The following is a 24,926-nucleotide window of genomic DNA, read 5'->3' as shown; positions in this document are numbered from 1 at the left end:
TCCGCGATGAGCGGTGACAGTCGGGACGAGTCGCTGGGCCCCGCGGGCACCGCGGAGACCGGGGACCTGCCGTCCCGGCAGGTCCCGAGTCAGGGCGGACCGGGCGGAGTCGCCGGAGCGGCCAGGACCGGCGCGCCAGAGCGGAGTGTGCCGCAGCAGCGCGAGGGCGGGACGAGCGCGCCGACCACCGCCGACGACACCCACGCCGATACCGGCGCCGATTCCGGGTCCGCGTCCGACTCCGGTTTTGGCTCCGTACTGCCGCCGCCGCTCGATCTGCCGCCGTCCGACTCCACGCTCGTGCAGCGGATGCGGGAGGGCGACGACAGCGCGTACGAGGAGCTGTTCCGCCGGCACTCCGCCGCCGTCCGCCGCTACGCCCGCACGTGCTGCCGGGACGCGGACACCGCGGACGACCTGACGGCCGAGGTCTTCGCCCGCACCCTCCAGGCGGTACGCGGCGGAGCCGGGCCCGAACAGGCCGTGCGCGCCTATCTGCTGACCACCGTCCGCCGGGTCGCCGCGAGCTGGACCAGGACCCAGCGCCGTGAGCAGCTGGTGGAGGACTTCGCGGTGTTCGCGGAGGACGCCGCCCGGGCCTCCGAGGTGTCCGACCAGACCGCGACGTTCGGCGCCGGGCTCGACCTCGGTGCCGACGTCCTCGCCATGCACGAGGCCGAGCGGTCGCTCGCCATGCAGGCCTTCCGCTCGCTGCCCGAGCGCTGGCAGGCCGTGCTGTGGCACACCACGGTCGAGGAGGAGTCGCCGAGCGAGGTCGCGCCGCTGTTCGGCCTGACCGCCAACGCCACCGCGGTGCTCGCCAGCCGGGCCCGCGAAGGCCTCAAGCAGGCCTATCTGCAGGCGCATGTCAGCCAGTCGCTGACGGCGGGCGGCGACTGCGCCCGCTATGCCGACCGGCTCGGCGCGTTCGCGCGCGGCGGCCTGCGGATGCGGTCCGAGCGGGGCCTGCGCAAGCACCTCGACGAATGCGCCAAGTGTCGGCTCGCCGCCGGTGAACTGGCCCATGTGAACGCCGGTATCCCGGCGCTGCTGCCGGTCGCGGTCATCGGCTGGTTCGCCGCCGGCTACTCCCTCAAGGCCGCGGGCATCGCCGCCGGTGGCGTCGCGGGCGCGGGCGCCGCCGGTGCCGCTGCGGCCGCCACGGGTACCGGCACCGCGGGCGGCGCGGCCGGGGCCTCGTCCGCCGCGGCCGCCGAGGGCCTGGGCATTCCCGCGAAGGCGGGCATCGCGGCCGTCGCCGCGGTCGCCGCGACCGCCGGCCTGGTGTGGGCGCTCACCGGAGCCGAACCGGAGCCCGTCGCGCAGCCCACCGCCACGCCCACCGCGGTCGCTCCCGTCCAAGCGCCGCCGCCCGCGCCCAGGCCGTCGCCCGAGCCGCCGAGCACCCAGCCCGCGCCGCCGCCGGTCGCGCCGCCTCCTCCCGCGCCGAAGCCGACGCCCCGCGCGAAGCCCAGCGCCCGGCCGACGCCCACGCCCGCGCCCCGGCCCAAGGAGACTCCTCGGCCCACGCCGGCGAAGCCGAAGCCGGCCCCGAAGCCGCCGCCCGCGCCGCCGGCCGTGTACCAGGTCAGCCGGCTCGAATACGGCGTCGTCGGCGACGGCACCAAGCCGGAGGTCGACCTCGCCCGCAGCAGCTGGATGTGGCAGCGCTCCGGCCTGAACATCAACGACACCCGTTACGCCCACGGCGTGAGCGTGCAGGCCCCGTCCTCGCTGTTCATCGACCTCAACCGGCAGTGCACCGGCTACGACGCGGTCGTCGGCATCGACGACCTCACCGTCCCGCTCGGCGTCGGCGGCGTGCGCTTCTCGGTGTACGGCGACGACGAGCGGCTGTGGCGCTCCGCCGTGATCCGTCCCGGTGACGCGCCCGTGCCGGTGCACGTCCCTCTCGCCGGGCGCCGCACCCTGCGGCTGGTCGTCGAGGCGCACACGCCGTTCGGCCGGGCGGCGGTCGCCGACTGGGCGGACTCGAGGATCAGCTGCTCCTGAGGCACCTGCCTGCCTGCGAGCCCGGGTCCGAGCCCCGGCCCGGTCCCGGGACCCGGTCCGGGTCCGGGTCCGACTCCCGGTCCGGGTCCGGGTCCGGGGTCCGGGGTCCGGGGTCCAGGGTCCGCTAGCGCGTGAACGGCTCCGCGCGGGCCAGGATGTCGTCGAGCGTGAGCTCGCGGCCCTCGGCGAGCGCCGCCTCGTACGCCTCCTCGTCCAGTCCGGCGCGCGCCAGGGCCAGGACGTCCTCCGCCTCGCGCAGCTCGGGCCAGGCGGCGGGGAACCCGCCGCGCCAACGCTCCACGGCGCCCAGGACGGCGACCGCGAGGGCGAGTTCACCGCCGAGGGCGAGCGCGGTGGCGAGGCCCTCCGCGAGACCGGCCGTGAAGAACTCGGCGGACTCGGCGTCCCGCGCCATCCGCAGGGCCTCGACGGCGTGCGCGACGGCCACCGGGCCCGCGCCCTCGTGGGCCTCGATCCGGGCGGAGAGTCCCGACACGAGGGCCTGGAAGTGCGGCGGCGGAGTGCTGTCGACGATCATCGCGGTGGCCGCCTCCATATGGCTCCGGGCGGCGGCGAGGTCCCCGTCGTGGAGCGCGATCCCGGCCCGCAGGAAGCGGACGTACGTCGCAGTGTCGTGCACGCGGTAGCGCTCGGCCACCGCCGTCGCCTCGTCGAGGCCCTTGACGGCGCCGGCCAGGTCGCCGAGCTGGAAGTCGAGTTCGGCGAGCCGGGCGATGAGGAACGGCGCCTCGGCGTGGGCGCCGACCTCACGGGCGAGGCCCAGCGCCTCCTCGTACGCCTCGCGGGCCTCGCCGTGCCGGCCGCGCAGCATGTTGGCCTCGCCCGCGGCGCTCGCGACCTGGGCGCGCATCCAGCGGTCGCCGACCCGCCGGGACAGCGTGCGCAGCTCGGCGAGGTCGTCGTCGACGCCGGGCATGCCGCCGGGCATGTCGATGACCATGTGGGTGCGGAACATCAGCGAGACGCCCATCTCCCACTCACCGCCGTGACGGCGGGCGTTGGCGACGGAGATGTCGAGGAGCGCGCGTATGTCGCGGGGCTCCTCGGTGAGGTACGCGGTGAACGGCCACAGCAGGCCGGGGAAGCGGGCGGCCTCGGGGCCGGGGTCCGCGGAGAAGGCGAGCCGGACCCGGGTGACGAGGGCGACGGTCTCCGGGTCGTCCCGGAGGGACGGCAGGGTCTGGCTCTCGACGGCGAGGAAGAAGTAGAGCATGCGCAGGTGCATGCGGGGCCAGTGGCGCGGGTCGGCCGGGTCGTCGGGATCCTCGCCGAGGCGCAGGGCGCGCTCGGTCCAGGACAGGGCCTCGGGGCGGTAGTTGCGCAGCCACCAGAACCAGCCCATGGCGAAGACCAGCCGGTGGGCGGCGGCCTCGTCGGGCTCGGTGACGGTGACGCGGTGGAGGGCGGCGCGGATGTTGTCGAGGTCGCGCTCGATCCGGGCGATCCAGGGGAGCTGTGCGCCGGAGCGCAGGAGGGGTTCGGCGGTCTCGGCGAGGGCGGTGAAGTGGGCGGTGTGGGCGGCCTCGGCGTCGGCGAGCAGCTCCGGCGTCTCGGCGGCGCGCTCGACGGCGTACTCGTGGATGGTCTCCAGGAGGCGGTAGCGCATCTCGCCGTCGTCGGTGGGCGTGGCGACGACGAGGGACTTGTCGACGAGGGCGCCGAGGGTGTCGGCGGTGCCGGGCGAGGCCGGGTCGAGGGCCTCGGCGGCGGCGAGGTCCCAGCCGCCGGCGAAGACGGAGGCCTTGCGGAGCAGGTCGCGCTCGTCGGCGTCGAGGAGGTCCCAGGACCAGTCGACGACGGCTCTGAGGGTCTGCTGGCGGGGCAGCACGGTGCGGGAGCCGGAGGTGAGGAGAAGGAACCGGTCGTCGAGACGGTCGGCGATCTGGCGCGGCGTGAGCAGGCGCAGGCGGGCGGCGGCGAGTTCGATGGCGAGCGGGAGGCCGTCGAGACGGCGGCAGATCTCGTCGACGGCCGGCAGGTCGTCCTCGGGCCGGAAGGCGGGGCGGACGGCGCGGGCGCGTTCGGCGAAGAGCTGGTGCGCGGGTGTCGGCGGGAGCGGTTCGACCGGGCGGACGGCTTCGCCGGGGACGCCGAGGGGCTCGCGGCTGGTGGCAAGGACACGCAGCTCGGGGCAGTGGGTGAGGAGCTTCTCGGCGAGCGCGGCGGCGGCGCCGATGACGTGCTCGCAGTTGTCGAGGACGAGGAGGAGGGGCCGGCGGGCGAGGTGCTCGACGAGGCGGGCGGTCGGATCGTCCTGGAGCGGCACGCCCTCGCGGGTGATCAGGTTGGTCTCGCGCAGGCCGAGGGCGGAGAGCACGGCTCCCGGTACGGCGTCGGGGTCGTCGAGCGGGGCGAGTTCGGCGATCCAGGCGGCGGGGCCGACGGCCTGGCGGGCGGCCTCCTCGGCGAGGCGGGTCTTTCCGGAGCCGCCGGGTCCGGTGAGGGTGACGAGCCGGGAGCGGTCGAGGTCGGCGCGGAGTGCGGCGAGTTCGGGCTCGCGGCCGACGAAGGAGGTGAGGCGGGGCCGGATGTTGCCGGGCTCGGCGGCCGGCGCGGCGCTCGGCGCCGGGCGCGGCGACGGCTTTTCGCCGGCGAGGAGCTCGGCGTGCAGGGCGGTGAGTTCGGGGCCGGGATCGGTGCCGAGCGCGTCGGCGAGGGTGCGGCGGGCGGTGTCGTACGCGGCGAGGGCGTCGGCCGGGCGGCCTTCGGCCCGCAGGGCGCGGATCAGCTGGGCGTGGAACGTCTCGTCGTACGGATACGCGCCGGTCAGCTCGGTGAGTTCGGGCACGAGTCCGGCGGTGGCGCCGCGCCGCAGGTCGGCCTCGACGCGCCGGCGGAGCGCGGCGAGCCGCTGCGCCTCGGGGCGCACGCCCGCGTGCTCGGGCAGATCCGCGAGCGCGGGGCCGCGGAAGAGCGCGAGGGCGGTGCGCAGCAGTGCGGCGGCGGCCTCGGGCTCGCCCGCGTCGAGCCGGGCGTCGGCGTCGCGGACGTGCCGCTCGAACACGTACAGGTCGATGTCCTCGGGCTCGGCGACGAGCCGGTACCCGCCGGGCCCCGAGGCGACGGCGTCCTTCCCGAGCACCCGCCGCAGGCGCCCGACGAGGGCCTGGAGCGCGGCCGGCGCGTCGGACGGCGGCTCGTCCCCGTACACGTCGTCCACCAGCTCTCCGACGGACACCGCCCGCCCGCCCCGCAGCGCGAGCGCGGCGAGCAGGGCACGCAGCCGGGCGCCGCCGAGGGGAAGCGGGGCGCCGTGGTGGTCGAGGGCCTCGGTGGTGCCGAGGAGGAGGTACCGCACCGGATCATTGTCGCGGGTGGGGGTGGCGAGCGCCTCGGGGTTTACCCGGACAGGGGCGCGCGGGGCGCGAGATCCGGCGGAGAGGTCAGAACTCCGCGGTGTCGAGCTCGAAGCCGAGCGGGGCGGGCAGAGGGACGACCGCGCCCAGCTTGTGGGCGGACTTGGACGTTTCGGCGGCCGAGCGGCGCTCGTCACGCCGGCAGCGACCTCGCCGACGGGATCAGCGGTCCCGGCACCGCGCGTTGCCTCGGGGCGGCCGTGCCGGTCCAGCAGGAGCCGCGGCGGGCGAGGAGGCGGCGGAGCCAGAGTTCGGTGGAGACCAGGTCGGCGAGGCCGTCGAGCGGGAGCGGCTCGCCGTCGGCGGCGGCGCGCAGGGCGCGGCGGACCACGCGGGCCTCGATCAGGCCGGCGTCGGCCAGGAGCGGGGCGTCGAAGAGGGCCAGCAGGTGCGGGAGGGCGGCGCGCAGGCCGGCGCGGGTGGCGGCGGCGGGGACGGCCGGGTGCGGGACGCCCCAGCCGGCCGGCAGGTCGTGGATGCCGGCGCCCGCGAGCACGGCGCGCAGGACGTTGGCACGCGCGTCGGGCTGGACCCGCAGCGATTCGGGCAGGTCGCGGCAGGCCCGTACGACCTGGTTGTCGAGGAAAGGGGCGTGCAGGCGCTGGCTGCGGATCTCGGCGGCCTGTTCCAGGACCCGGTGGTCGGCCGCGGCCCGTGCGAGGGCGGCACGCGCGCGTGCCTCGCCCGGCCGCTGGACGGCGGCCGGCAGGGTCGCCGCCCGGTTCAGGCGAACCGATACTTCGGCGAGTGCCTCGCCCGTCAGCCAGCGCGCCGCCGGTCCCGGCCGGGACCAGGCGAGGGCGGACAGCGAGGCCTCCAGCGGGCCGTGCGCCCCGGCGGGCGCCCGGTTCGCCTCGAGGACGCGCGTGGCGGCGGCCTCCAGGCCGGTCCGGTACGGCGTACGGGCGAGCCGCCGCGCCGCCCGGTACACCTGGAGCGGCACGAGCAGGGCCCCGGCCGAGGGCCCGCTCGCCTTGGCGAGCGCCGTCACCGGCCGCACCAGGGACCGGCGCCGGCGGTCCATCAGCAGGTCCGCGAGGCGCGCCGGGTGGGCGTCCAGGACCTGCCGGGCGCCGAAGCCGGTGAAGTGGTCGGCGCTGCCGCCCGCGAGCCGCCTGCGGTGCCGTTCGGCCGACACCAGGGAGGGCCCCGGTTCGTCGGTGAGCGGCCCCTCGAGCTCGGCGTAGGGCAGCGCCTCCTCACCGGCGGCGACGACGACGTGGTGGAGCCGCGGATTGGCGGCGATCTCGCGGGCACGGCCCAGTTCGTCCTGGCTCGCCGGGCCGGCCAGGTCGTTGAAGGTGACGGCGAGCAGCCGCTCGCCCGCGCCGGTGCCGTGGCCGAGGATCGTGCCGGGCACGCCCGGCAGCCCGGCCGCGAGGAGCGCGAGGGTGCCCGACGCGCTGCCGCCGGACAGGTCGGCGCCGATGCCGGGCGCGGGCGCGCCGCCGCGGGCCGCGCGCCGGTCGGCGGGCCCCATGCCGGGCACCGGGCCCGGGTCGGGCAGCGGCACCTCGGGTGCGTGCCGGGGCGCGGTGAGCCGGGCCCTCACGGCCTCGATCAGGGCGTCCCGCACCGCTTCCACGGCCTGCCGCGGATCGGCCTCGGGCGCGGCGACGGCGAGCGAGGCGACCTGCTCGTAGCCGGTGATCTCGCGTGCGCCCTCGCGCAGGATCAGCGCGTGCCCGGGCGGCACCCGGCGCACGCCCTCGTACGGGGTGGAGTCGCGCAGCGCCTCGGGCGTCTCGGGGCAGGCGAGGAGCGCCGCGACGTGCCCGATGTCGAGCTGGGCCTCGGTGAGGTCGGCGAGCGGCAGCGCGGCGGTGCCGTAGGCCGTGCCGCCCGCCCACGGGGTGTGGAACACCGGCCGGGCGCCGGCGAGATCACCGGTGACGGTGATGCGGCGGCCGACCTTGACGACGGCGGTGTAGCTGCCCGGCCATGCGGTCAGATGCCGCAGTGCGCCCCCGCGCGCGGTCAGCAGGCCGCGCCGCAGTTCCTCGTCGCTCGCGGCGCAGCAGCCGAGCACGGCGAGCCGGGTCTGCTCGTCGACGGCGATCAGGCGCACCTCGTCGGGGCGCCAGTCGCCGACCGCCCACAGCGGATCGGGGTCGGGCCACAGCAGCTGGGCGCCCACCGGGTGCACCGTGCGGCCCTCGGCCGGGTCGCCGACGGCGCCGGCCGAGCCGGGCGGCGGGGTCGCGGACGGGCCGCCGAGGCGCGCGGCGACACTGCTCCAGCCCACCAGCCACCGCATCGCCGCCTCCACACAGGTCGAGTGGAGGACATGCTGCCACGACAACGGCGTGCGGGAGGGCCCCGGGAGGCATCACGAAGCGGCCTCGGCGCAAGGCGAATGGGCCTCTGGCATGGGCCAGTTGTCCACAGTCGTGTTTCGGCCATTCTCAACCGGCCGAGGGGCAGGCGCGTTTGTCACCGGGATGTCCGGCAGTCCGGGAGGCGGTCGCCTCCCGGAGCCGTCCACCGCCCGCGGGGAATGGGGCGGCGGTGTCCCCCAGCCCACTCGTCCGGGACATCGGTCCTCGGCCAAGTGGGCCGACCCACGCAGGACTCATGGAAGCGCTCCCCCGGGGCCCGGGCGAGAGCGCACGGGCGGGCGCACGGCCACACGGCGGGAGCACGACGGGCGGCCCGCGGCTCCCCGCTCATCCCATCCCACAACATTCTCGCCATACGGAACACCGCCCCTTAACGGTCGGGATCCGGCGAACTACGCTGTGCTTACGAATGCCGCACGCCTATGCCCGGCGTTGTGCCCGGCGTGCGGCGGCCGTCTGGGTGTCGTGTCGAGGGGTGGCGTCATGTCCAGGGAGCAACGCGGGCCGAACGACAAGCTCGGCACGGTTCTCGCCCTCGCGGGAATCAGCAACGCCGGGCTCGCCCGGCGCGTCAACGACCTCGGGGCGCAGCGTGGCCTGACGCTTCGTTACGACAAGACGTCGGTGGCCCGGTGGGTGTCCAAGGGCATGGTGCCGCAGGGCGCCGCCCCGCACCTGATCGCCGCCGCCATCGGCCAGAAGCTCGGCCGGCCCGTGCCGCTGCACGAGATCGGGCTCGCCGACGCCGATCCCGCGCCCGAGGTCGGCCTCGCCTTCCCGCGCGACGTCGGCGAGGCGGTCCGCACCGCCACCGAGCTGTACCGGCTGGATCTCGCCGGTCGGCGCGGCGGCGGTGGCATCTGGCAGTCACTCGCCGGCTCCTTCTCCGTCAGCGCCTACGCCACGCCCGCCTCCCGCTGGTTGATCACACCCGCCGACCCGTCCGTGGAACGCCCGGCGCCGCGGGCGGCCGCGCGCCCGGCCACCGGCGCGGCCCCGGCCTCCGGCCCAAGCGCGGTCGAGGCCGGCCCCGGCGGCCTGGGAGGACTGGGCGGGCTCGTCGGGCCGGCCGCCCTCGCCGAGACCGTGGAGCACGTGCGCGTGGGCCACAGCGACGTCGCCAAACTGCGCGAGGCCGCCGAGGACGCCCGCCGGTGGGACTCCAAGTACGGCGGCGGCGACTGGCGCTCCTCCATGGTCCCCGAGTGCTTACGCGTCGACGCCGCGCCGCTGCTGCTCGGCTCCTACTCGGACGAGGTCGGGCGCGCCCTCTTCGGCGCGACCGCCGAGCTGACCCGGCTCGCCGGCTGGATGGCCTTCGACACCGGCCAGCAGGAGGCCGCCCAGCGCTACTACATCCAGGCGCTGCGGCTCGCCCGCGCCGCCGCCGACGTGCCGCTCGGCGGCTACGTCCTGGCCTCCATGTCGCTCCAGGCGACCTACCGCGGCTTCGCCGACGAGGGCGTCGACCTCGCCCAGGCCGCACTCGAACGCAACCGCGGCCTCGCCACCGCCCGCACCATGTCCTTCTTCCGGCTCGTCGAGGCCCGGGCCCACGCCAAGGCCGGCGACCAGACGGCCGCCGCCGCCGCGCTCAAGGCCGCCGAGGGCTGGCTCGAGCGCTCCCGCGACGGCGACGGCGACCCGACCTGGCTCGGCTTCTACTCCTACGACCGGTTCTGCGCCGACGCCGCCGAGTGCTACCGCGACCTCAAGCTGCCCCGGCAGGTCCGCCGCTTCACCGAGCAGGCGCTGTCCCGGCCCACCGAGGAGTACGTCCGCTCGCACGGGCTGCGGCTCGTGGTGTCGGCCGTGGCCGAGCTGGAGTCCGGGAACCTGGACGCGGCCTGCGCCGCCGGCACGCGTGCGGTAGAGGTGGCCGGGCGGATCTCCTCGGCCCGCACCACCGAGTACGTACGGGACCTGCTGCACCGGCTCGAGCCGTACGGCGACGAGCCGCGGGTCATGGAGCTGCGGGAACGGGCCCGTCCGCTTCTCGTCGCGCCGGCGTGACACGTGTCCCACGCTGCGGGCGGTTTAGCCGGGATGTCAGTGGGCCAGTGCACTATCAGGGGTGGGAGGTGGCGCTGGTGTCCGTGGCGGACCGCTATGACTGTGACGTGCTCGTGATCGGCGGAGGGATCGTCGGTCTGTCGACCGCGTACGCGATCACGCGCGCCGCGCCCGGCACCCGGGTCACGGTCCTGGAGAAGGAGCACGCCCCGGCGCGCCACCAGACCGGCCGCAACAGCGGTGTGATCCACAGCGGCATCTATTACCGGCCGGGCTCGCTCAAGGCCCGCTTCGCGGTCGAGGGCGCGGCCGAGATGGTCAAGTTCTGCGCGGAGTACGGCATCCCGCACGAGGTCACGGGCAAGCTGATCGTCGCCACCGGGCGCGAGGAGCTGCCCCGGCTGCACGCGCTGGTGCAGCGCGGCCGGGAGAACGGCATCCCGGTGCGCGAGCTGGGCCCGGCGCAGATCAGCGAGTACGAGCCGCGGGTGCGGGGCCTGGCCGCGATCCACGTGGGCACGACCGGGATCGTCGACTACGCAGCGGTGGCGGCCAAGCTCGCCGAGGCCTCGGGCGCCCGGATCCTGTACGGGTCGGCGGTCACCGCCGTCGACCGGCGGCCCTGGGGCGTCGCCGTGCGCACGGCCGCCGGGCGCGTGGTGCGCGGCAAGGTGCTGGTGAACTGCGCGGGGCTGCACTGCGACCAGGTGGCGTGGCTGGCGGGCGACGATCCGGAAATGCGGATCGTGCCCTTCCGCGGCGAGTACTACGAGCTGGCCGACCCGTCCCTCGTCCGCGGCCTGGTCTATCCGGTGCCGGACCCGGCCTTCCCCTTCCTCGGCGTCCATCTGACCCGCGGCATCGACGGCGGCGTGCACGTCGGCCCGAACGCGGTCCCGGCGCTCGCCCGCGAGGGCTACGGCTGGTCGGTCGTCCGCCCGCGCGAGCTGGCCGGCACCCTCGCCTGGCCCGGCAGCTGGGCGATAGCCCGCGCGCACTGGCGCTACGGCGCGGGCGAGCTGCACCGCTCGCTGTCCAAGCGCGCCTTCACCGAGGCGGTGCGGCGGATGCTCCCGCTCGTCGAGGAGCGCGACCTGCGCCGGGCCGCGCCGGGCGTGCGGGCCCAGGCGGTCCTGAAGGACGGCACGCTCGTCGACGACTTCCTGATCCGCGAGTCGGTGCGCACGGTCCACGTGCTCAACGCGCCCTCTCCGGCGGCGACCGCCTCGCTGCCGATCGGCCGCGAGGTCGCGGGCCGGGCCCTGGCCCTGCTCTAGGGGGCACTGCCGCAGCGGGCGCCGGCCCTGCCGCGGCCGTCACCGCGGCCCCGGCGACGGCGCCCGGCGCCCCGTAGAATCGGGGCATTGTGTCTGAGCAGCCTGAGAACACCCCGCACACCGTCCCGGACGGCACCACCGAGACCCGCCTGTCCGTCGCGCGGCGCGGCAGCCGGATGTTCGCGCCCGGCGAGGGCCCGTCGCCCGACCCGGCGGGCTCGCACTTCGAGCGGCGGATCCGGAGCTTCCAGCCCCGCCGCAGCCGGGTCACCGCGGGACAGGCCGAGGCCATGCTGAAGCGCTGGCCCGACTGGGGCCTCGACATCGACGGAAGCCGGGTGCTCGACCTGGACGAGATGTTCGGCGGGCGGCCGGTCGTCCTGGAGATCGGTTTCGGCATGGGCGAGGCCACCGCGCAGATGGCCGCCGCCGATCCCGGCACCGGCATCCTCGCCGTGGACGTCCACACGCCCGGCCAGGGCAATCTGCTCGGCCTCGCGGACCGGGCCGGCCTCGACAACGTGCGCGTCGCCAACGGCGACGCGATCATCCTGCTGCGCGAGATGCTCCGGCCGGAGTCCCTCGCCGGCTGCCGGGTCTACTTCCCGGACCCCTGGCCCAAGAAGCGCCACCACAAGCGCCGGCTCATCCAGCCCGACTTCCTCACCCTCCTCGCGCCCCGGCTGGAGCGGGGCGGGCTGCTGCACTGCGCCACGGACTGGGAGCCGTACGCCGAGCAGATGCTGGAGGTGCTCGAGGCGCACCCCGACTTCGAGAACAGCCAGCCCGGCGGCGGCTACGCGCCCCGGCCCGCGTTCCGGCCGCTGACCCGCTTCGAGGGCCAGGGCCTCGACAAGGGCCACGTGGTCCACGACCTGCTGTTCCACCGGCGCTGACACCACCAGGGGGCAGGCGTTCGCCATGCCCCCGTCACGGTTTGTCCACAGGCGCCCGGAACTCCCTCGCCGCTGTCGGTGCAGGTCGTTAGGGTCGTTGCGTGTCGTCGAACCCGATCACCGGACCCGCAACGCCGCCCGTGACCACCCCCACGGCCGGCGTTCCCGCGCCCGCTCCCGTGCCCGCCCTGGAGACCGACCAGCCGGACTTCGCGGCGGTGCCCGAGCGCGCCAAGTGGCGTTACAAGCCGCGGAAGGCGTTCTGGCGCAGCCGGCTGGTCCGGGCCGTCGCGCTGATCACCGCGCTCGCGCTGTGCGCGCTGGTGATCCTCGCGCTGGTGCGGGAGGAGACCGGCACCGAGGGCTTCCTCGTCGGCCTCGGACTCGCCGTGCTCCCGGTGCCGCTGCTCATGGCCGCGTTCCGCTGGCTCGACCGGGTCGAGCCGGCGCCCTGGAAGAACCTGCTGTTCGCGCTCGCCTGGGGCGCGTTCGCCTCCACCCTGGTCGCGATCCTGGCCAACTCCTTCGCCGTGGAGTGGATCAGCAGCGCCACCGCCGACCCCGGCTCGGCCGACACCCTCGGGGCGACCGCCGTCGCGCCGGTCGTGGAGGAGACCGCCAAGGGCGCCGCCGTGCTGCTGCTCTTCCTGTTCCGGCGCCGGGACTTCACGGGCCCGGTCGACGGGCTGGTCTACGCCGGCTTCACCGCCACCGGCTTCGCCTTCACCGAGAACATCCTCTATCTGGGCAACGCCTTCGGCGAGGACCAGGAGTTCGGCTCCGACGGCCTCGGCTCGGTGACGGTGGGCACGTTCTTCGTCCGGGTCATCATGTCCCCGTTCGCCCACCCGCTGTTCACCTCGCTCACCGGCCTCGGCTTCGGCTTCGCCGCGCTGCTCGGCGCCACCGCCCGGGCCCGCCGCACCCGTCTGGTGCTGCTGCCGCTGGGCGGCCTGCTGCTCGCCATGGGCATGCACGCGCTGTGGAACGGCTCGGCCAGCTTCCACCCGCTGGCGTTCCTGCTGGTCTACGGCATGTTCATGGTGCCGGTCTTCGCCCTGCTGACCTGGCTCGCGATATGGAGCCGGCAGAAGGAGCTGCGCACGATATCCGGCGAGCTTCCGGCCTACGCGACGGCCGGCTGGCTCGCTCCCGATGAACCGCTCGCGCTCTCCTCGATGCGGGCCCGCTCGCTGGCCCGCGGTTACGCCGCCCGCAGCCTCGGCAAGCCCGGCGCCCAGGCGGTCGGCGAGTACGAGGCGTTCGCGACGACCCTGGCGTTCCTGCGCCACCGGGCCCGGCGCGGGCAGGCGGCGCCGGACTTCACGGCCCGCGAGCAGGAGCTGCTGCACCACCTGTGGCAGCGCCGGCAGGTCGCCTCGCCGGCGCTGACGTACGCGGCCCGGGCCACCGGCCGGGTGTGGTCGCCGCCGCAGTACCTCGACTACGGCGGCTACAACCCGTACCGGAGCTAGAGCAGCCGGCTGGGCCTCAGATGCTCAGGCCCTTGGAGCGGAGCCAGTCCGCCGGGTCCATGCCCGCGCCGGACGGCGTGTGGACCTCCAGGTGGAGGTGGGGGCCGGTGACGTTGCCGGTGGCGCCGACGCGGCCGATGGTGTCGCCGGTGCCGACGGACTGGCCGGCGCCGACCGTCATGGAGGAGAGGTGGCAGTACCAGACCTCGGTGCCGTCCTCGAGCTCCAGCACGATCCGGTAGCCGTACGCGCCGGACCAGCCGGCCGACTTCACGGTGGCGCCGTGGACCGCCTTCACCGGCGTGCCGGTGGGCGCGGCGAAGTCCAGGCCGGTGTGGTGGCCGGAGGACCACATCGAGCCGGCCTCGCCGTAGGTCGAGGTGATCGTGTACGAGGACGTCGGCAGCGCGTAGCTCGCGGCGAGCCTGGCCAGGCGCTCGGCCTCGGCCTTCGCCGCGGCCTCCTCCTCGGCCTTCTTCTTCGCCTCGGCGGCCGCCTTCTCCGCCGCGTCGGCCTTGGCCTCGGCCTCCGCCGCCGCCTTCTCCGCCGCGGCCTTCTCCGCGGCGGCCTTCGCCTCGGCGTCCGCGGCGGCCTGCTGCTGCTCGGCCTGCTGGAGGATGCGGGCGCGCAGCGCCTCGCCGGCGTCGGTCCGGGTGGCCCCGGCCTGCGCGGCGCCGGTGCCGCCGGCCGAGCCCGTGCCCGCCTGGTCGGCCGTGGTGTAGGTGAGGGCGGTCAGCGGCTGGGTGTTGTTCCCCGCCCCGGTCGCCTCGGAGCCGCCCTCGTCCTCGTCGTGTCCGCCGATCAGACCGCCGACGCCCGGCAGGTCGGAGGCGTCGGGCAGGTGGACGTCCGGCAGGTCGACGTCCGGCAGCGCTATCGAGACCGGCGGCTTCTGCTGGGCGGTGGCCAGGCCGCCGGCGCCGACGGCGGCGATCACGCCGACACCGAGCACGGTGGAGGAGCGGGCGAAGTTGGAGCGCTGCTTGACCACGCGGTGGCGGCCGCCCGAGCGGCCCCGGTCCCGCAGGGAGTCCTCGGTGGGGTTCCACTCCTCGCCGCCGCCCGGGCCCTCGGCGGCGCCCGCCGGACCGGGAGCGCCGAAATAGTCGAAGGGGTTTTCGGGAGCAGGGGTGTTGGACGCCACGGAGGCGCTCTCCTTTCCTTCCTTCTCGCCTACCGGGTTAGCTGACGGGTTCGGAGCAGGAAGGTCTCCTACGGGCGTGCCGCACGAGTGCGGTGGGGCCCGATTCACCCCAAGTGGTGGTTCCCCGGTTCCCTTACGGGATTCGGCGCGCGCGCACGGTGCCGTCTCTTGCGACGGCTGGGACGACCGCGCTGCGTTATCGAACGTTAATAGACGCGGCCACTCGATTCCAAGCCGTTCCCCTTGATCATTCACTGAATTGTGAGGCTATGTCCCGAGTTGACCACCGTTCAGAAGAGGCCGCCGACACATCGCCGACACACCTTCAAACTGACGTTGAGTCAATTGTTATCGGAGGGAGACCCTTCGACTACGACCGGTCACCACCCGGCGGCACCACCGGCATCGTCCGGCGCCGCTCCGGCTGCCCCACCGCCGGACGGCTCACCGCGAGCAGCGCCATGTCGTCCGTCGCACCACCGCCCGTGTGCCGGCGCACGTCCGCCACGAGCGCGTCGAGCAGCTCCTCCGGCCCCGGGAAGATCCGCCCGGCGAGCCGCTCCCGCGGGTCGTAGAACTCACCGTGCGCGTCCCGCGCCTCCGACAGGCCGTCCGTGTAGAAGAGGAGCGTCGCGCCCGGCGGATACGGCGTCTCCTCGGCCCGGTCGGGCCACACCGCCAGCTCTCCCATCCCCAGCGGCAACGCCGCCTCGCTCGGCCGCAGCACCTGCGCCGCCCCGTCCGCGTGCAGCAGCAGCGGCTCCGGATGGCCGCGGTTGACCACCCGTACGGTCCGGTCGCCACCCGGGATCTCGGCCAGGACGGCGGTGGTGAAGCCCTCGAAGGCGTCGAGCCCGTCGCGCCGGGTGCCCTCCCGGGCCAGCGCCCGCTCCAGACGCGCCGCCACGCCCTCCAGCGTGGACTCCTGCTCGGCCGCCTCCCGGAAGGCGCCGATGACCACCGCCACCGCCTCCACCGCGTCGAGCCCCTTGCCCCGTACGTCGCCGACCACCAACCGCACCCCGTACGGGGTGTCCTGCACCGCGAACAGGTCGCCGCCGATGAACGCGTCCGCCTGCGCCGCCTCGTACCGGGCCGCGATCTGCAGCCCGCCGATCCGCGCCGCCGGCGTCGGCAGCACCGCCTTCTGCGCCGTCTCCGCGATCACCCGCGCCGAGGCGAGCCGTTCGCCGCTGCGCCGTACGACCCGGTTGATCAGCAGCGCCAGCGCCGAGACGGTGAGGACCGTCAGCGTCTCCGTGAGCGCCGGGATCTGGTCCACCGTCTCGTTGTAGACGTGCAGCCCGACGCTCGCGAGGACGGCGGCGATGCCGGTGAGCAGCGTCGTCAGGGTGGAGAAGAACGGGGCGGCGATCAGCGGCGCGGCCGAGAACAGCGGGGCCGCGGTGTAGGTGGGCGGCGTCGCCAGGTCGTACACCACCCCGCCGACGATCACCAACGGCGGCAGCGCCCGGATGAAGCGCCGCGCGCCCCGGTACGCGCCCGGAGCGCCCGGAGCACCGTGCCCGCCCGGAGCGCCGCCGCCCGCCCCGGAGACCGACCCCGAGTCCGACCCGGACCGCGGCCCGGGGCCGGACCCCGGCTCCGGGTCGCGCCCCTGCGCCGCTCGCGCCACCTGTGCTCTCCCGCCTGGACGTGCCCGGCCGCGGACCGACCCGTACCCGTCCCAGGGTGGCGTCAGGCCGGCCGGCTCGGCGACTCCTCCTCCGCCGGTTGGCGTACGGCGAGCCGCCCGCCCCTGGCCAGCGCCGCCATGGCCGCCGCGCAGCCGAGGCCGACCGCGCACAGCACCAGCCACGTCACCGACGACCGGCCCGTCACGTCGAGCAGCACGCCCGTCCCCAGGTTCCCCACCGTGATGCCGATCCCGCACACCGTGTTGTAGAGCCCGTAGTGGGTGGCGACCCAGCGGCCCCGGGACAGCGCGACGACCGTGTCCATCTCGTACGGGTAGAGCACCGCGTTCGCGACCGCCAGGACCGCCGCGCACACCAGCAGCCCCAGCAGCGACCGGCCCAGCGCGGCCGGCACCAGGAACGCCGCACCCATCAGGGCCAGCCCGAGCACCAGGCACCGCTCGCGGGTGAGCCGCGCCCGGCACCAGGCGGTGATCCGCAACTGTCCGGCGAGCGCCACCAGCGCCGAGACCACGAACAGCGCCGTGGTCGCCGCCGTGCCGCCCGCGGCGAGCGGCAGCGCCAGATAGACCTGGAAGGACAGCACGTACGAGCCGGTCATGGCCAGCGAGAACAGCCAGAAGACACGGTTCGCGAGCACCGTGCGGAACTGGCCGCGCGCCCCGCCCTCCCGGGCCGCGTCCACCGCCCGCACCGGCAGATGCCTCAGCTGGACGAAGGTGAGCGCGGCGAACAGCAGCGCCGCCACCACGCACGTCAGCCGGAACGACACCCCTGTCAGGGCCACCCCGAGCAGCGGGCCGAGCAGAATGCCCGCCTGGTAATACGTGTTGAACAGGGCGAACGCCTCGACCCGCCGCTCCTCCCCGGCCTCCGCGGCCAGACAGGCCCGCACCGCCGGATTGAACAGCGCGCCCGCGAGGCCCGTCGCCAGCGAGGCGGCGATCAGCATCGGCAGCGACTGCGCGAAGGCGAGCGCCCCGAAACCGGCCGTCCGCAGCGCGCATCCGGCGACGATCAGCGGCTTGAAGCCGAGCCGGTCGGCGAGCGCGCCGCCGACCAGGAACATGCCCTGCTGGGACAGGTTCCGCACGCCCAGCACCAGGCCGACCGCCCAGGCGGCCATGCCGAGGCCGTCGGCCAGATGGGCCGCCAGGTACGGCATCAGCATGTAAAAACCGAGGTTGATGGTGAGCTGGTTGAGGAACAGCAGCCGCACCGCCGGCGCGAAGCCGCGTGACCGCTTCCAGATGCCCCCTTCGGCCGGGGCCGTCGCCGTGCTCACTTGACCCGCTCCAGGACCCGGCGGGTCCAGCCTCCGACCCGCACGCCCTCGGCCCACTCCTCCGGGACCTCCCGTACGGGACCGGCGAGCAGCCCGTGCGCCGCGCAGAACTCGTCGTTGAAGACGGTGTCGAAGTACCGGTGCGGGCCGTCGGGGAAGACGGCCGCGATCCGGGTGCCGCGCGGCCGGGTGCGGGCCAGCCAGCCGGCCACCAGCGCGACGGCGCCGACGCTCCAGCCGCCGGTCGCGAACTGCCGGGCCGCCAGGCGGCGGGCCGCCCGTACCGCCTCCGCCGGACCCACCCAGTGGACCTCGTCGAAGGCGCCGTGGTCGACGTTGGCGGGATGGATCGAGGAGCCGAGCCCGCGCATCAGGCGCGGACCGGCCGGCAGGCCGAAGACGGAGGAGTCGATCGAGTCGACGCCGACGAGTTCGAGCGCCGGGCTGCCGCCGGCGCGCAGCGCGCGGGAGATGCCGGCCGAGTGGCCGCCGGTGCCGACCGCGCAGACCAGCACGTCGATCCGGTCGAGCTGCTCGGAGAGTTCGGCGGCGAGGCCGCCGTAGGCGCCGGGATTATCGGGGTTCCCGTACTGGTCCGGCCACCAGGCCCCGTCCAGCGTCAGGAGCAGTTCGGCGACCCGGTCCATCCGGGCCTGCTGCCAGCCGCCCCGCGGGCTGGGCTCCGCGACGACGTGGACGTGGGCGCCGTGGGCGGTGAGCAGCCGCTCGACGAGCGGTTCGAGGCCGGGGTCGGTGACGACGTGGACCGGGTGGCCGTGCAGGATCCCGGCGAGCGCGAGGCCGAGGCCGAGGGTGCCGGAGGTGGACTCGACGATCGGCGCGCCGGGCCGCAGCTCACCGCGGCGGCGGGCCTGCTCGACCATGTGGAGGGCGGCACGGTCCTTGATGCCGCCGAAGTTGAAGCCTTCGAGCTTGGCCCAGTAGCCGTCGTCCATCCACAGCACGGGAGTGTTGCCGACGGTCTGCTCGGTGACGGAGAGGAGGTTGGCGGGGTGCGTCATGGGATGCGTCCCTTGGAGTGAGGGCATGCGGACACGCATGCGGAAGGAGCCGGGGTCGCGGTGGTGCGCGACCGGCTCAGTTCCGGTTCACTCCGAGGGCGAGGAGGAGGCTGCCCGGCTCGGGGCCGGGTCCCGCCCGGTCACGGACGCAGCGGGTGCGCGGGTGCGGCGGGAACGCCTCGTCGTACGGCAGGAGGACGGCGCCGCGGGCGTCCGGCGCCGACAGCTGCGTCCCCGCCGCCTGGGCGGGCAGGTGCGCGTCGAAGGACCAGCCCTCGCCCGGCTGCTCGCAGCCGTGGTCCGGCGCCGGGGCGGAGGCGGTGATGCCGGCGGGGCCGCCGGCGAGGGGCACGAGGTGCCCGTGCGCGCCGTGACAGACGCCCGCGACCAGCGCGACGAGCGCGCACAGCAGCAGGACGGCGGGCGCCCGCCGTCCTGCCTGCCGCAGCATCGTCACGATCCGGTCACTCATGGTGCGCGCGACGCTACGCGGAGCACGCGCGGCCAGGCAAAGGGACAGGCCCGGTTTTGGCCACCCTTTACTTCGGGCGGTTCAACGGCGCGGGCCCCCGGGGCGCACGGCCCCGCCCGCAGGTGCGGCCCCGCCACCAAGCGGCACGGCCCCGCCCGCACGGTGCGGCCCCGCCACCAAGCGGCGCGCCCCCGGGGGCGGGCGCGTCACCGGTAGCGCCCCGCCCTGGCGGCCACGTTCACAGGTTGCGCTCGGCGAAGACCCGCAGCGCGTCCCGGACGAGGACGGCCGTTCCCTCCCCGTGCCGGTCGTAGTTCTTCGCGAAGCGCGGGTCGTCCACGTACATCCGGCCGAGCCCGATCACGTACTCCTTCGTCGGCGTCGTCGTGGTCGACAGCCACGCGTACTGCCGGCGCGCGATCGCCTGCACCTCGTCGCTGTCGGCGGCGAGGCCCTCGCGCGCCGCCCGCCCGAAGTCGCGGGCGATGCCGGCCTGCTCCTCCTGGAAGGCCTTCTTCTCGGCGTCGCCGAGCGAACGCCACCAGCGGTCGCCCTGCTCGTACGCCGCCCGGCCCCAGCGCTCGGTGACCTCGGCCTCGTAGCGGGTGTGGTCGAAGCCGTCGAAGACTTCCTCGGCCATGAGCTGTTCTCCTCTCTCGGTCTTGTGGAGAGTGGTGCGTACGGCTTCGATCTGCCGCCCGATGCGCTCGCGCTCCTGTTCCAGGAGGGCCAGATGCGTGCGCAGGGCGGCCGAGGTATCCCGCTGGCCTTCGAGGACCTCGGCGATGGCGGGCAGGGAGAGCCCGAGCTCGCGCAACAGCAGGATCCGCTGCAGCCGCACGAGCGCCGCCTGGTCGTAGTACCGGTAACCGTTCGCGCCGATCCGGCTCGGCTCCAGCAGCCCCAGCTCGCCGTAGTGGCGCAGCGTGCGGCTGGTGGTGCCGGCCTTCCTGGCGATCTCCTGGATCGACCACTCCATGCCGAGAACGCTAGATCTTGACGTTACGTAAAGGTCAACCGCCGACAATCCGGCGCGCCCCACGCCGGCACCCCCACGCCGGCACCCCACGCCGGCACCGCCGCGCCGAGACCGCACAACGACGAAGGCCCGGATCCGTTTCCGGATCCGGGCCTTCGTGCTACTGAGTAGCGGGGACAGGATTTGAACCTGCGACCTCTGGGTTATGAGCCCAGCGAGCTACCGAGCTGCTCCACCCCGCGTCGGTGAACACGACCTTACGGCATGGGCAGCCGAAACCGAAATCGGTTTCCTCAGCAGCCGCAGTCCTCGCCGTCCAGCGGCGCCGTCAGCGGGTCCGCCGCCTTCTGCGCGGGCCCTTCCCAGGTCTCGTACGCGAAGCCCTCGCGCACCCAGTACTCGAAGCCGCCCAGCATCTCCTTCACCTGGAAGCCCAGCTCGGCGAGGGCCAGCGCGGCGCGCGTGGCGCCGTTGCAGCCGGGGCCCCAGCAGTACGTGACGACCGGGACGCTCTTGTCGAGCAGCTGCTCGGCCTGCTCGGCGATGAGCGCGGTCGGCAGGTGGACGGCGCCCGGCACGTGGCCCTGGTCCCAGGAGGCGGTGTTACGGGAGTCGATCACGACGAAACCCGGGTCGCCGCCCGTGGCACGGGCGTCGGCGAGCGCCGAGGCCACGTCGGAGACGTCCGCGTGGAAGGCGAGGCTGGCGGAGAAGTACGCGGCCGCGGCGGCCGGAGTGGCCGGCGGGGTGCGGAGAACGGGGTTGACCTGGTGCGATGTCGTCGTCATGGTGATCAATCTAGAGACGATGATCATCGGGATGAAGTGGTGATCCACGGCTGTCGGGGGGTTCGGCCGGGGATTCCCGCGCGTTCGAGGACGAGCGGCGGGGATCTCACGTACCGGGACGTGTCACGTTTCCCGCCCTCCGTCCGTCATCACTTCGCGACCGGACGCGAAGGGGAAGAAGGACCATGGACAAGGACCTCCTGGCGCAACGTTTCCACGCCGACCGCGGGCATCTGCGGGCGGTGGCCTACCGCATGCTCGGCTCGCTCAGCGAGGCCGAGGACGCCGTCCAGGAGGCCTGGTTCAAGCTGAACCGCTCCGACGTCGGCGCCGTCGAGAACCTCAGCGCCTGGCTGACCACCGTCGTCGGACGGATCTGCCTCGACATGCTGCGCTCCCGCGCGTCCCGCCGCGAGGACCCGCTCGAGTACTACGTCCCCGATCCCGTCGTACGCGAGGAGGGCGCCGCCGACCCCGAGAAGGAGGCGCTGCTCGCGGACTCCGTCGGCCTCGCGCTCCTCGTCGTCCTGGAGACCCTGTCGCCGGCCGAGCGGCTCGCGTTCGTGCTGCACGACATGTTCGCCGTCTCCTTCGACGAGATCGCGCCCGTCGTCGACCGCACGCCGGCCGCCACCCGCCAGCTCGCCAGCCGGGCCCGCCGCCGCGTCCAGGGCGCCGCCCCGGCTCCCGCGCCCGACGCCGTCCGCCGGCGCGAGGTCGTCGACGCCTTCCTCGCCGCCTCCCAGGACGGCGACTTCGAGGGCCTGCTCACGGTCCTCGACCCCGACGTGGTCCTCCGCGTCGACGGCGGCACCCTCGGCGCGGCCGCCTCCAAGCTGGTCCGCGGCGCCGAGGCGGTCACCGCCCAGGCCCTCACCTTCGCCAAGTACCGCCACGCCGCCCGCCCGGTCACCGTCAACGGCGCCCCGGGCCTGGTCTCCCTCGTCGACGGCACGCCGGTGGGCCTGATGGCCTTCACCGTCGTCGGCGACCGCATCGTCGAGATCGACATCATCGCCGGCCCCGACCGCCTCGCGGCCCTCGGCGTCCACGGCTCCGACTCCCCGGCCCCGGACGCCTCCTGAAAGACCCACGGCAAAGCCCCACGCGAAAGCCCCGCCCGGTGGGACCGGGCGGGGCTTTTCGTTCGGTAGGCCGTGTGGGATCGCCACTGAAGAGGACGCCCCTGCGCCGAAGGAGTTCAGTCTGCGGCGGACGTGGAGAGAGCTTCGATCGCGGCTACGACCCGGGCGCGGGCAGCCGACCCGTATACGGCCATGCTCCGCAGCTCCTCGAACGCCTTCTCGTACAGGGCGATCTCGCTCGGCTGGGTGATGTTCACCTGTGCCGTCAGCAGCTCGACCGAGACGAGGGTGTCGTCGTAGATGTGGAAGACCTCCTGCGGCCACAGAGTCCGGTCCGGGGTTTCCATCGGGATGATGCCGAGGGAGACGGCGGGCAGCGCGCCGGCGGTCAGGAGGTGCCCGAGCTGGGCGGCCATGTCGTCGCTGCTGCCCAACTGGTAGCGGAGCGCAGCCTCCTCGACGAGGAAGACGAATCGGTGGCCGGCACGGTGGATGATCTGCGAGCGTTCGACCCGGGCGGCACCGGCGAGGAGGGATCGTCCGTAGCCCTCGGTCTGGAGGAGGCCGGGAATCGCCGTCGGGGAGTAGACCCGGAACAGGGTCGTCGCCCGGAACAGGGTGAGGTAGCTGTCCTGGAGCTGACGAAGCCCCGTCCGGGCCTTCTTGCGCCACTCCTGGTAGAGGCTCTCGACGTCGCGGGAGAGTGCGACGAGGTCGGCGGTGCGGCCGGCGGCGCCGGTGTGGCGGCACCAGACGACGATGTCGCTGGCGGACGGCGGCGTCTTCGCGTTCTCGATGCGGCTGACCTTCGAGTGGCTCCAGCCGCAGCGGGTGGCCAGCTCGACGAGCGTCAGCCCCGCGTCCTGACGCAGCTCGCGCAGCTGGCGCGCGACACCCTCGCGGGCGGCCTGCGCCGAGGACGACGGGGAGACGGGCATACGGGCACTCCTGCTAGCGGATCGTGTACTGGTCGTGCGGGACCGCACGCTCCCACACCGCCTCGACCGCGTCGGCGTACGCCTTCACGAGGTCGGGCCCGGTGTGCAGCTCCAGGGGCGGGGTGGCCCACTGCCCGGAGCCGGTGAAGTGGTTGGCGAGCAGCTGCTCGCCGTCGAAGACCCAGCCGTCCACGACGGGAAGGAGGAGCCCGAGCGCCTGATGCCGGGGCAGCCACCGCACCTCTTCGCCCGCGGCCACGTTGACAACGGTGCCGGCGTGCTCGTACCGGATGTAGTCGCTCACCGGTTCGGACACGATCCTCACCCGGCGCATCCTGACGCCGCGCGCGGACGCGGACCGGACCATCTCGACCCAGGGAGCCCAGTAGGCCGAGGCGGGGTCGACGTCGCGCTCACCCGTCTCGCGCCAGCGCCGGTAGTCGTCCGCCTCGTCCGGGACCGCGTAGACGTCCCGGAGCTCCAGGTGGACCGCCGAGCGACGGGCGCCCGCGAGCAGCTCATCGAATCGCGGCTCGCTCTGCGGCATCGCACGCCTCCCTCAGGATCGGGATCATGTGGGCGGGGATCCGGATCACCGTCTCCCCCACCGGGATCGCCTTGTCGTGGCCGGGCGCGTTCCGCTCGACGCACTCGACCCGGGTCGCCTCGTCGGCGGTGTAGCTCTGGAGCACGATGTCCCGGGTCTCCTGGTCGACCCAGGCGGTCGGGCTGCCGGTCTGCCCGGACTCCGGGTCCACGCCGATGAACTGTAGGGCCATGGTTCGCCTCCCTCGTAGGGGTGTGCGCAGGTGTGCACCAACCTGGCGGCCACCCAACTTCCCGTCAAGACCGCAGAGCTGACGGGAGCCCAGGTCGACTGAACCTGTGCACAGCGATGCACATCGCTGGTGCACGTGCCCGCGCTCTCCCTACCGTCATGCCGTCCCCGCTGACCGGCCGACGGGAGCCTCAGCCATGATGACGATCAAGGTCTACCGGGTGCGCCCCGATGGGACCACCGACCCGGTGTCGTACGAGCGATACGACCGGCCCACGGAACTGCCGGCGACCAGCTCCCTGCCTCCCTGCTCCTGCCCCCGGTGCACGGGCGGCTGGTGCGACTTCCATCGCGGGCCCTCCTCCACGGCAGTGCTGGTCGATGAGCACCGCCAGGCATGCGCACCGTGCCGCGAGCAACGCGGCCTTGTTGCCCAGGGGCCCGGGTCGCACCGCTCCGAGACGAAGGCCCCCGGATGATCCAGACCCGTACGCCCGTCAACGGCCGGTGTCACGAGGACACGCGTCGCCCCTTCGGTCCCCCGCCGCGGCCGGGGCCTCGGCCACCCACCCCTTGGAGGTGCACGTGAGCGAGTACGACGAGTACCGGGACTACCACGACCGCAAGGCCGCCGGCGGCGGCCAGCGGAAGCACGCCGCCGACAGCGGAGGCAAGCACGCCAAGAGCGGCGACCCGGACAACTGCATGGTCGCGCTGCCGGTGCCCGGGCTCGCGATCGGGGCGCTCTTTCTCCTCGGGCGTACCCTGGTGCGCCACACGCGAGGAAAGGCAGCCCGGGCATGAGCAGCAGGACGATCGCGAGGGCGTCCCGATGGCTCCGCTGGGGCCAGCCGAAGTGCACCTGCGGGAACCCGAAGTGCCAGCAGCTCGACTACCTCGTGCTCGGGGTCCCGGCCTGGCTGCTCGCCCTGGGCCTGGTCGTCACCGCCGCCGTCGCCATGCTGGCGTACACCGCCGCGCAGCGGATCTGAGACCGACCCGGCCGACCTCGCCCCGGCCCGGGCTCCTGCCACCCCGACTCGTCCTCACGCGCCAGCACCGCGCCAGCACTCGATCTCCAGCTGCCCGAGGACGACAACGGCCCCAGGTCGGATCTCCTCTGACCTGGGGCCGATCGGTAGGCCGTGTGGGACTCGAACCCACAACCAATGGATTAAAAGTCCACTGCTCTGCCAATTGAGCTAACGGCCCGTGGACAAGCACACCCGTGCAGCATAGCCGGAGAGCCACCCGAAACCGATCGGGTATCGGCCCCGGGGCCCCCGGGGGGGGGGCGGGGGCGGGGGGGGGGGGGGGGGTGTGGGGGGGGGCGGGGGGGGCGCACGGGGGCCCGCCCCCCGCGGGGGTGATACGTAAAAAAACCGAC

At 74.6% G+C, this 24,926-nt stretch carries 20 protein-coding genes, 2 tRNA genes and 1 riboswitch; of the genes, 8 read left to right on the top strand and 14 right to left on the bottom strand.

Annotated features, from left to right (window positions below; all coding sequences use genetic code 11):
* Nucleotides 1–6: 6 nt before the first annotated feature.
* Nucleotides 7–2,013: a sigma-70 family RNA polymerase sigma factor gene (locus ACIGO8_RS33950; RefSeq protein WP_399738897.1), complete on the top strand. Its 2,007-nt coding sequence runs from the start codon at nucleotides 7–9 to the stop codon at nucleotides 2,011–2,013.
* A 124-nt stretch (nucleotides 2,014–2,137) separates the two neighbouring features.
* On the opposite strand, the gene ACIGO8_RS33945 is transcribed toward ACIGO8_RS33950, so the two are convergent.
* Nucleotides 2,138–5,332 carry an ATP-binding protein gene (locus tag ACIGO8_RS33945; protein ID WP_399738894.1) on the bottom strand — a complete coding sequence of 1,065 codons (3,195 nt, stop codon included), beginning with the start codon at nucleotides 5,330–5,332 and terminating at the stop codon, nucleotides 2,138–2,140.
* A 191-nt stretch (nucleotides 5,333–5,523) separates the two neighbouring features.
* Nucleotides 5,524–7,647 carry an asparagine synthase-related protein gene (locus tag ACIGO8_RS33940; RefSeq protein ID WP_399738891.1) on the bottom strand — a complete coding sequence of 708 codons (2,124 nt, stop codon included), beginning with the start codon at nucleotides 7,645–7,647 and terminating at the stop codon, nucleotides 5,524–5,526.
* Between the two features lie 565 nt (nucleotides 7,648–8,212).
* Here ACIGO8_RS33940 and ACIGO8_RS33935 point away from each other — a divergent pair.
* The 4 genes from ACIGO8_RS33935 (at nucleotide 8,213) to ACIGO8_RS33920 (ending at nucleotide 13,390) form a co-directional block, all read left to right on the top strand.
* Nucleotides 8,213–9,742 (top strand): MFS transporter, encoded by a 1,530-nt coding sequence (locus ACIGO8_RS33935; protein ID WP_399738889.1) that lies wholly within the window; start codon nucleotides 8,213–8,215, stop codon nucleotides 9,740–9,742.
* A 74-nt stretch (nucleotides 9,743–9,816) separates the two neighbouring features.
* A complete protein-coding gene (lhgO, locus tag ACIGO8_RS33930) occupies nucleotides 9,817–11,019 on the top strand; it encodes an L-2-hydroxyglutarate oxidase (protein ID WP_399738918.1) in 1,203 nt (400 codons plus the stop codon).
* 176 nt (nucleotides 11,020–11,195) lie between these two features.
* Nucleotides 11,196–11,915: a tRNA (guanosine(46)-N7)-methyltransferase TrmB gene (gene trmB / locus ACIGO8_RS33925; RefSeq protein ID WP_399738915.1), complete on the top strand. Its 720-nt coding sequence runs from the start codon at nucleotides 11,196–11,198 to the stop codon at nucleotides 11,913–11,915.
* Between the two features lie 179 nt (nucleotides 11,916–12,094).
* Nucleotides 12,095–13,390: a PrsW family intramembrane metalloprotease gene (locus tag ACIGO8_RS33920; protein WP_399738912.1), complete on the top strand. Its 1,296-nt coding sequence runs from the start codon at nucleotides 12,095–12,097 to the stop codon at nucleotides 13,388–13,390.
* A 16-nt stretch (nucleotides 13,391–13,406) separates the two neighbouring features.
* Here the strand turns inward: ACIGO8_RS33920 and ACIGO8_RS33915 are convergent, their stop codons facing one another.
* The 8 genes from ACIGO8_RS33915 to ACIGO8_RS33880 all read right to left on the bottom strand — a co-directional run bounded on the left by ACIGO8_RS33915 (nucleotide 13,407) and on the right by ACIGO8_RS33880 (nucleotide 20,738).
* Nucleotides 13,407–14,534, bottom strand: a complete 1,128-nt coding sequence (locus ACIGO8_RS33915) for a M23 family metallopeptidase (RefSeq protein ID WP_399738886.1) — start codon at nucleotides 14,532–14,534, stop codon at nucleotides 13,407–13,409.
* Between the two features lie 11 nt (nucleotides 14,535–14,545).
* Nucleotides 14,546–14,692, bottom strand: a riboswitch (cyclic di-AMP (ydaO/yuaA leader).
* Between the two features lie 212 nt (nucleotides 14,693–14,904).
* The gene (locus ACIGO8_RS33910; protein ID WP_399738883.1) at nucleotides 14,905–15,975 is read right to left on the bottom strand and encodes a PP2C family protein-serine/threonine phosphatase; all 1,071 of its coding nucleotides are present in this window, start codon (nucleotides 15,973–15,975) and stop codon (nucleotides 14,905–14,907) included.
* A gap of 257 nt (nucleotides 15,976–16,232) precedes the next feature.
* On the bottom strand, nucleotides 16,233–17,477 hold the full coding sequence (locus ACIGO8_RS33905) for an MFS transporter (RefSeq protein WP_399738880.1): 1,245 nt from the start codon (nucleotides 17,475–17,477) through the stop codon (nucleotides 16,233–16,235).
* Complete coding sequence (locus ACIGO8_RS33900; RefSeq protein WP_399738878.1) at nucleotides 17,474–18,499, bottom strand: PLP-dependent cysteine synthase family protein; 1,026 nt, start codon at nucleotides 18,497–18,499, stop codon at nucleotides 17,474–17,476. The genes ACIGO8_RS33905 and ACIGO8_RS33900 overlap by 4 nt, the downstream gene beginning before the upstream one ends.
* Before the next feature lie 76 nt (nucleotides 18,500–18,575).
* The gene (locus ACIGO8_RS33895) at nucleotides 18,576–18,971 is read right to left on the bottom strand and encodes a hypothetical protein (protein WP_399738876.1); all 396 of its coding nucleotides are present in this window, start codon (nucleotides 18,969–18,971) and stop codon (nucleotides 18,576–18,578) included.
* Nucleotides 18,972–19,209: 238 nt separating this feature from the next.
* Nucleotides 19,210–19,950, bottom strand: a complete 741-nt coding sequence (locus ACIGO8_RS33890; RefSeq protein ID WP_399738873.1) for a MerR family transcriptional regulator — start codon at nucleotides 19,948–19,950, stop codon at nucleotides 19,210–19,212.
* 168 nt (nucleotides 19,951–20,118) lie between these two features.
* Nucleotides 20,119–20,192, bottom strand: a tRNA-Met gene (locus tag ACIGO8_RS33885).
* Nucleotides 20,193–20,243: 51 nt separating this feature from the next.
* Nucleotides 20,244–20,738 carry a rhodanese-like domain-containing protein gene (locus ACIGO8_RS33880; RefSeq protein ID WP_399738870.1) on the bottom strand — a complete coding sequence of 165 codons (495 nt, stop codon included), beginning with the start codon at nucleotides 20,736–20,738 and terminating at the stop codon, nucleotides 20,244–20,246.
* A 185-nt stretch (nucleotides 20,739–20,923) separates the two neighbouring features.
* Here ACIGO8_RS33880 and sigJ point away from each other — a divergent pair, with 185 nt between their 5' ends.
* Nucleotides 20,924–21,823: an RNA polymerase sigma factor SigJ gene (sigJ, locus tag ACIGO8_RS33875; protein ID WP_399738867.1), complete on the top strand. Its 900-nt coding sequence runs from the start codon at nucleotides 20,924–20,926 to the stop codon at nucleotides 21,821–21,823.
* Between the two features lie 116 nt (nucleotides 21,824–21,939).
* Here the strand turns inward: sigJ and ACIGO8_RS33870 are convergent, their stop codons facing one another.
* From ACIGO8_RS33870 to ACIGO8_RS33860, 3 genes are read right to left on the bottom strand one after another with little or no spacing between them, the layout of a single operon-like run.
* Nucleotides 21,940–22,761 (bottom strand): helix-turn-helix domain-containing protein, encoded by an 822-nt coding sequence (locus ACIGO8_RS33870; RefSeq protein ID WP_399738864.1) that lies wholly within the window; start codon nucleotides 22,759–22,761, stop codon nucleotides 21,940–21,942.
* Between the two features lie 13 nt (nucleotides 22,762–22,774).
* The gene (locus ACIGO8_RS33865; protein WP_399738861.1) at nucleotides 22,775–23,308 is read right to left on the bottom strand and encodes a DUF6879 family protein; all 534 of its coding nucleotides are present in this window, start codon (nucleotides 23,306–23,308) and stop codon (nucleotides 22,775–22,777) included.
* Nucleotides 23,280–23,540, bottom strand: a complete 261-nt coding sequence (locus tag ACIGO8_RS33860; protein WP_399738858.1) for a hypothetical protein — start codon at nucleotides 23,538–23,540, stop codon at nucleotides 23,280–23,282. Before ACIGO8_RS33860 ends, ACIGO8_RS33865 begins: the two co-directional genes overlap by 29 nt.
* Before the next feature lie 584 nt (nucleotides 23,541–24,124).
* Here ACIGO8_RS33860 and ACIGO8_RS33855 point away from each other — a divergent pair.
* Both ACIGO8_RS33855 and ACIGO8_RS33850 read left to right on the top strand, forming a co-directional pair.
* Nucleotides 24,125–24,343, top strand: a complete 219-nt coding sequence (locus tag ACIGO8_RS33855) for a hypothetical protein (RefSeq protein WP_399738855.1) — start codon at nucleotides 24,125–24,127, stop codon at nucleotides 24,341–24,343.
* Entirely contained in the window at nucleotides 24,340–24,531 is a 192-nt protein-coding gene (locus ACIGO8_RS33850) for a hypothetical protein (RefSeq protein WP_399738852.1), read from the top strand. The genes ACIGO8_RS33855 and ACIGO8_RS33850 overlap by 4 nt, the downstream gene beginning before the upstream one ends.
* 147 nt (nucleotides 24,532–24,678) lie before the next feature.
* Here the strand turns inward: ACIGO8_RS33850 and ACIGO8_RS33845 are convergent.
* A tRNA-Lys gene (locus tag ACIGO8_RS33845) sits at nucleotides 24,679–24,751 on the bottom strand.
* Nucleotides 24,752–24,926: the final 175 nt, after the last annotated feature.

The organism is Streptomyces sp. NPDC053493 (genome assembly GCF_044544825.1).
Taxonomy (GTDB): Bacteria; Actinomycetota; Actinomycetes; order Streptomycetales; family Streptomycetaceae; genus Streptomyces.
This window is presented reverse-complemented; position numbering and strand designations above follow the sequence as displayed.

Excerpts from the sequence above, each read along its gene's own strand:
- ACIGO8_RS33950 (WP_399738897.1), top strand. The coding sequence starts at position 7 with ATGAGCGGTGACAGTCGGGACGAGTCGCTGGGCCCCGCGGGCACCGCG.
- ACIGO8_RS33940 (WP_399738891.1), bottom strand. The coding sequence starts at position 7,647 with ATGCGGTGGCTGGTGGGCTGGAGCAGTGTCGCCGCGCGCCTCGGCGGC.
- ACIGO8_RS33935 (WP_399738889.1), top strand. The coding sequence starts at position 8,213 with ATGTCCAGGGAGCAACGCGGGCCGAACGACAAGCTCGGCACGGTTCTC.
- trmB (WP_399738915.1), top strand. The coding sequence starts at position 11,196 with ATGTTCGCGCCCGGCGAGGGCCCGTCGCCCGACCCGGCGGGCTCGCAC.
- ACIGO8_RS33900 (WP_399738878.1), bottom strand. The coding sequence starts at position 18,499 with ATGACGCACCCCGCCAACCTCCTCTCCGTCACCGAGCAGACCGTCGGC.
- ACIGO8_RS33895 (WP_399738876.1), bottom strand. The coding sequence starts at position 18,971 with ATGAGTGACCGGATCGTGACGATGCTGCGGCAGGCAGGACGGCGGGCG.
- ACIGO8_RS33890 (WP_399738873.1), bottom strand. The coding sequence starts at position 19,950 with ATGGAGTGGTCGATCCAGGAGATCGCCAGGAAGGCCGGCACCACCAGC.
- ACIGO8_RS33880 (WP_399738870.1), bottom strand. The coding sequence starts at position 20,738 with ATGACGACGACATCGCACCAGGTCAACCCCGTTCTCCGCACCCCGCCG.
- sigJ (WP_399738867.1), top strand. The coding sequence starts at position 20,924 with ATGGACAAGGACCTCCTGGCGCAACGTTTCCACGCCGACCGCGGGCAT.
- ACIGO8_RS33870 (WP_399738864.1), bottom strand. The coding sequence starts at position 22,761 with ATGCCCGTCTCCCCGTCGTCCTCGGCGCAGGCCGCCCGCGAGGGTGTC.
- ACIGO8_RS33865 (WP_399738861.1), bottom strand. The coding sequence starts at position 23,308 with ATGCCGCAGAGCGAGCCGCGATTCGATGAGCTGCTCGCGGGCGCCCGT.
- ACIGO8_RS33860 (WP_399738858.1), bottom strand. The coding sequence starts at position 23,540 with ATGGCCCTACAGTTCATCGGCGTGGACCCGGAGTCCGGGCAGACCGGC.
- ACIGO8_RS33850 (WP_399738852.1), top strand. The coding sequence starts at position 24,340 with ATGAGCAGCAGGACGATCGCGAGGGCGTCCCGATGGCTCCGCTGGGGC.